The sequence below is a fragment of the Pseudodonghicola xiamenensis DSM 18339 genome (assembly GCF_000429365.1).
Taxonomy (GTDB): domain Bacteria; phylum Pseudomonadota; class Alphaproteobacteria; order Rhodobacterales; family Rhodobacteraceae; genus Pseudodonghicola; species Pseudodonghicola xiamenensis.
Genome location: NZ_AUBS01000009.1, coordinates 121212 through 127211 on the forward strand (window position 1 = coordinate 121212; position 6000 = coordinate 127211).

Here is a 6000-nt window from a genome sequence, read left to right on the forward strand (position 1 = left end):
ATCGTTGCGGGCAAGTCCGGGTGCCGGTTTCCCGGCGCATGGGGGTGCGGCGAGGCCTTGTTTGCGATTTCCTGCAAACTGGCGATAGCATGGATTGCCCCGATTGTGCGAGAGAAGGGGATGCGCCCCTCTGTCCGAGGGGCCTTTCCCTGAGCTGAGACCCGGAGTTCCCGATGCCGACAGACCAGAGCTTCACGCTTGCCCATTGGGGGACATACCGCGTCGAAAGGCGGGCCGACGGCGAAGTGACGGCGCTGGCGGGGATGGGCGACGATCCGCTGCCCTCGGCGCTGGGGCAGTCGATGCTGGGGGCGCGGACCGACAGCGCCCGGATCGGCCAACCGATGGTGCGGGCGGGCTATCTGGAAAACGGCCCGGCCTCGCGCGCGGGGCGGGGGGCGGAGCCCTTCGTGCCGGTCGACTGGGACGCCGCCACGAGGCTTGTGGCGGCTGAGGTCGAGCGCATCCGCCAGGATCACGGTAACAGTGCCATCTTCGGTGGCTCCTATGGCTGGGCCAGCGCCGGGCGGTTTCACCATGCGCAAAGTCAGCTCCACCGCTTTCTGAACCTCGCGGGGGGCTATACCCGGTCGGTCAACACCCATAGCCACGCGGCGGCCGAGGTGATGTTGCCACATGTCATCGGCTCGACCGACGGAATGGGAGAGAACCACACGCCCTGGTCGCTGATCTGCGGGGCCTGCGATCTTTTCGTCGCCTTCGGTGGCATCCCTGAGAAGAACACCCAGGTCAGTGCCGGCGGCGTCGCCCGGCACGAGGTCGGCACCTGGTTGGAGCGTTGTCGCGATGCCGGCACCGAGTTCGTCAACATCAGCCCGCTGCGGTCCGACATTTCGGCCAGCGTCGGGGCCGAATGGCTGCCGGTGCGCCCGGGCGGCGATACCGCGCTGATGCTGGCCCTTGCTCATGTGCTCGAGGTCGAGGGGCTGGCGGATCACGGTTTCCTCGATCGCTACACCACCGGCTTCGACCGTTTTCGCGCCTATCTGATGGGAACGGTGGACGGACAGCCGAAAGACCCCGATTGGGCTGCGCCCCTCTGCGGGGTGGCGGCGGGGGAAATTCGCGCGTTGGCCCGGCGGATGGCGCAGGGGCGGACGATGATCTCGGTCGCCTGGGCGCTGCAGCGGGCCGATCATGGCGAACAGCCGATCTGGATGGCGGTGACATTGGCGGCGATGCTGGGGCAGATCGGGCTGCCGGGTGGCGGCTTCGGATTCGGCTACGGCTGTTCCAATCGGGTCGGCAATACCGATCCGGCGGTGGGCTGGCCGGCGTTGCCACAATTCCGCAATCCCATCGACAGCTTCATCCCGGTGGCGCGGCTGGCAGACATGCTGCTGAACCCCGGCGCGCCCTTCAGCTATGACGGCCGGGCGCTGAGCTATCCGGACATCCGCATGGTCTGGTGGGCGGGAGGCAACCCTTTCCATCACCAGCAGGATCTGAACAAGCTGATCGCCGCCTGGCGCCGGCCCGAGACGGTGATCGTGCAGGATGCCTGGTGGACCGCTACCGCGCGCCATGCCGATATCGTGCTGCCTTGCAGCACCACGCTGGAACGCAACGACCTGGGCATCGCCAAGGGCGAACCGCTGCTGATCGCGATGAAGCGGCTGGCGGAGCCCTTCGGCCAGGTGAGGAGCGATTACGATATCCTGTCTGACATCGCCCGCCATCTGGGGCTGGAACAGGCCTTTACCGAAGGCCGCGATGAAATGGGCTGGGTCCGTCACCTGTATGAGGGGGCGCAAGAGCGAGCCGCTGCCAAGGGTATTGCGCTGCCCGATTTCGATGGCTTCTGGGCCGAGGGCATCGCGCGTTTCACCTCTGATCGGGAGGGCAAGCCGCTGTTCCATGCCTTTCGCGCCGATCCTGAGGCGAACCCGCTGAACACCCCCTCCGGCAGGATCGAGATCTTTTCCGAAACCGTCGCCGGCTTCGACTATGACGATTGCCCGGGCCATCCGGTTTGGTTCGCGCCCGAGGAATGGCTGGGGACGGAGGGAGGGGAGCGGGACAGCCTGCACCTGATCTCGAACCAGCCGGTGACGCGGCTGCATGGGCAGATGGACAATGGTGCCGTCAGCCGGGCCAGCAAGATCGACGGGCGGGAGCCTGCGGCCTTCAATCCCGCCGACGCTGCCGCGCGCAGCATTGCCGAGGGCGCGCTGGTGCGGCTGTTCAACGATCGCGGTGCCTGCCTGGTCGGGGCGGTGATCTCGGAGGATGTGGCGCCGGGGGTGGTCCAGCTTGCCACTGGTGCCTGGTTCAACCCCGAGGAGCCGGGGCGCATCGGCGCGCTCGATCTGCATGGCAATCCCAATGTTCTGACACGTGACGCCGGCACCTCGCAGCTTGCCCAGGGGCCCATCGCCCACAGCGCGCTGGTGCGGGCCGAAGCGGTGACCTCGCCACAGAAACCGGTGACGGCCTTCGATCCGCCGCCGATGTACTCGCCCCGCCGTTGATCCGAGAGGCAACGGGGGGCATGCGGTTGCATCCATGCCTGCCTGCGGGGATCGCGGTCGGGCCGAATATGGATGTCATTACCGGGGACTAGTGAGGTCGCGCAAATCGTCATAAAATCGAAGCCAAGCAGTTCGCCGGGGTCCCGCGGGCGCGAGGCTTGGCCGGTTGTCCCAGCTCGGGCTCCGGGGGGAGCGAACAAGGGTGGGCGCCAGACGTGAGGCGCGAGACACGAGCCTGCAGTCCTGCGGGCGAAGGAAAGGAAATACGATCATGCAACGCCGCCAGTTTCTGAGCGCCGCCGCCGGCACCGGCGCGGCGATCATGCTGCCCCGTTCCTGGGCCCATGCGCAAAGCCGGGCCGAGAGCCTGCGGGTTCTGAGCGAGGGGGCCGCGAATTCCTATGATGCCTTCTCTGTCGGGGTGACCCGCCAGTCGATCCAGGTGACCTGGAACATCTACGATCGGCTGGTCACCTTCGGCTATAGGGATGCCGGCGACGGCGTCGGCTATTACGATTACTTCGATATCGAGCCGCAGCTTGCCGAAAGCTTCGAGATCGCCGACGACCAGAAGTCCATCACCTTCCGGCTGCGGGAGGGCGCCCGGTTCCACGACGGCAGCCCGGTGACGGCCGAGGATGTGAAATGGTCTCTGGACCGGGTGGTTGCCAGCCCGATCGGGGCGGCGCAGTTCCGCACCGGGTCGATGACCTCGCCCGATCAATTCGTCGTGGTTGACGATCTGACGATCCGTATCGACCTGCCGCAGCCCGATCGTTTCGCCCTGCCGAACCTGGCGCTGACCTATCCGATCATCGTCAATTCCAATCTGGCCAAGCAACATGCCACCGCCGAGGACCCCTTTGCGATGGAATGGCTCAGAACCAACCCGGCCGGGGGCGGGGCGTTCCGGGTTGCCCAGGCCGAAGCTGGCGAACGCATGCTGTTCGAACGTAACGACGATTGGAAGAGCGGCAAGCTGCCCGGCTTCAAGCGGGTGCTGTGGCAGACCGTGCCGGCGGCGGAAACCCGGGTTGCCTCGCTGTTGCGGGGGGATGCGGATATCGTTCAGGACCTGCCGCCGAAGGACGTGCAGCGGCTGCTGGACAACGAACAGATAAAGGTCGTGGGTGTTCCGACCTCGAGCTTTCATTTCATCGCCATGAACAGCCAGATGGCGCCTTTCGACAATCGGCTGGTGCGGCAGGCCATCGCCTTCGCGCTGCCCTATGAGGACATGTTCAACACCGCGTTGTTTGGTCGGGGCAAGCCGCTGCATGGCGGCAGGCCGGGCCGCCCCGACAGCATCGCCTATCCGCAACAGAGCGGTTATGACACCGATCTGGACAAGGCCCGGACGCTGCTGGCCGAGGCGGGCTATCCGGAAGGGTTCAAGACCACGTTTTCCTATGAACTCTCACTGGCCACCATCGCCGAGCCGGTGGCGCTGCTGTTGCAGGAGGCATTGGCCAAGATCGGTATCGAGGTTGAGATCGTGAAGGTTCCCGCGGGCCAGCTTGGCACCCTGCTGCAGGAGAAGAAGGTGCCCTTCTATTTCGAAAGCTCGATCTCCTATCTGGCGGATCCGGATTATTTCTTCCGGGTGTTCTATACCGGACAATCGCGCTGGAATTTCGGATCCTATCAGAACGACACATTCGACGCGCTGGTCAAAGCCTCCCGTTACGAGGCCGACAAGGGGGCGTATCAGGAGCAGGTGAAATCCATGATCGAGATGGTCAAGGAGGATGTCCCGATCATCATCCTGTGGAACCCGGCGCTGGAAGTGGGGATGCAGAAGGATATCGAAGGCTATGCCTATGCGTTCCATCGGCAACTGGAGATGAAAACGCTCTATCGCGGCTGAGCGCGAGGCGGAAACGGGGAAGCGGCGGTCTTCGGGCCGCCCTTTGGGGGGAGTATTCGGCGGATCGCGCCTTCATAGATTTCGCGGCCAGGAAAATCTTGAAACACCAGGAATTTCAATCCGGGTAAACGATCATTCCGGCAATATTACTGCCTCTGGACCTGTTGTGCCTTCCCCCGGGCGCTCTTCTCTTTCCTTTTGCTGCTCGCGCTCTCCGTCCCGGTGCGACTTGAGCGACAGGAAGATAGCTGCGCCAAGAACGGAGACCTTGAAGACACCTAAGCAAATCGGGACCCAAATCATTTGCCGCTTCCTTGTTTCTTTCAGTTTGCGGTGCGCGTCGGTATGCCAATCCCCGGGCTTCGGCCATATTTCGGTGACCAACTTGAGGCGGGGGTGACACAGCCGAAGGAGCTGCGGCACGCTTAATCTCAGCACGCAGCGACAACAAGCCAAGCCGGGCTTGAAGGAGGCGTTGGGATCACATGGAGAGCATGTATCACTTTGATTTTTATAACTAATGCCTGAAACTTCGTTAGCTGTGCGACACTATGGCCCATCGGCCGTTGGTCCGACGAGTGGCCGGCTTCGGCTTTGCCGTCCACCGTTTGATGCTGTCGCCCGTTGTCATACTCAACGCCACGTTCTCCATTCTAGCGTGAGCAGGATTTCACTGGGTCTATATACAACAGCCCCGGGCAAGGCTTCGACACTCCAGCCCGTAGCCGACAGTGGTGTCAGCTGCAGCGGACGACCAACCGCAGCTCAAGCTTGCCGCTCCCCTTGAGGTGCCCTTCCGGCGAAGCGGACCTTCACGCGAAGGGCTTGGCGCGATCGCTCAGCGGACTAAGCGGTCGTTGAGATGCCTCAAGGAAGCTCATAATCAAACGCGAAGCCAAACATGGTTTCCTTTCCAGAGAACGTGATGACATCACCAATCTCGGGAAGCGTTCTCCCAATGAGCTCGTTTTGATAAAAATCCACATCAGTTGCGCTGGTTTGGATCACGATATGCGGTGTGCCTTTGCGAGTATAGCTGGTGAATCCCTCAACGGTTGCAGCCCTGGCTGCAGGGGCGCCCCATATCGCCGTGAACTTTGGCACGGGGCTGACAAGGATAAAAAACCAAAAACCATACGCCAGAATGATACTTAGCGCCGAACTGCATGCCAGTGCAAAATATGACATGAATCCAATATCATGTGGCTTTTGCAATGCAACCGGAAGAAACCAGATCGCGGTAAGCACTAACGCGAAAACGCCGGCAAGACGCCTGGAGATTTCGTGCCAGGTCTCATTGGGTATTATATTCTCGGCAAGCAAACCGAAGCGCGATATGCCCACAGCAATTATGAATGCAAGGAATGGCGTCAAAGAGAATGCAAGGATCAGGCAAAGAAGACCTCTGCGCTGCCTGTAAACCCTATGAAATGCCGCGCCAGCGCGCGCTCTGAGCTCTGTCACTTCAGTAACCTGACCACCCTGATCCCCGCGCATCCTGAAGCTGATCCCGACAGTACGCAAAGGGCTTATTCCGTTGAAAAAGTCTGGTTGTCTGGCGGGCGGCGCGCTGATTCACTTGCCGCGAGGCAAGTGGAGTGCATGGCAATGATGGGACCGCGGCAGGAAGCGCAGGGCGCA

Annotated in this window: 4 protein-coding genes; 3 read left to right on the forward strand and 1 reads right to left on the reverse strand. The window is 62.4% G+C overall.

The genetic code is table 11. The features are described from left to right. Window positions 1-173 precede the first annotated feature (173 nt). Together G455_RS0111670 and G455_RS0111675 are read left to right on the forward strand one after the other, a co-directional pair. Complete coding sequence (locus tag G455_RS0111670) at window positions 174-2492, forward strand: molybdopterin-dependent oxidoreductase (protein WP_028093878.1); 2319 nt, start codon at window positions 174-176, stop codon at window positions 2490-2492. Window positions 2493-2763: 271 nt separating this feature from the next. Next, window positions 2764-4359, forward strand: a complete 1596-nt coding sequence (locus tag G455_RS0111675; protein WP_028093879.1) for an ABC transporter substrate-binding protein — start codon at window positions 2764-2766, stop codon at window positions 4357-4359. Between the two features lie 867 nt (window positions 4360-5226). Here the strand turns inward: G455_RS0111675 and G455_RS26800 are convergent. Next, complete coding sequence (locus G455_RS26800; protein WP_189658340.1) at window positions 5227-5547, reverse strand: hypothetical protein; 321 nt, start codon at window positions 5545-5547, stop codon at window positions 5227-5229. Window positions 5548-5643: 96 nt separating this feature from the next. On the opposite strand from G455_RS26800, the gene G455_RS26805 reads away from it, so the two are divergent. Further along, window positions 5644-6000, forward strand: a 357-nt coding sequence (locus G455_RS26805) for a hypothetical protein (protein ID WP_205620469.1), incomplete at its 3' end; no start/stop codon positions are given.

Excerpts from the sequence above, each read along its gene's own strand:
- G455_RS0111670 (WP_028093878.1), top strand. The coding sequence starts at position 174 with ATGCCGACAGACCAGAGCTTCACGCTTGCCCATTGGGGGACATACCGC.
- G455_RS0111675 (WP_028093879.1), top strand. The coding sequence starts at position 2,764 with ATGCAACGCCGCCAGTTTCTGAGCGCCGCCGCCGGCACCGGCGCGGCG.
- G455_RS26800 (WP_189658340.1), bottom strand. The coding sequence starts at position 5,547 with ATGTCATATTTTGCACTGGCATGCAGTTCGGCGCTAAGTATCATTCTG.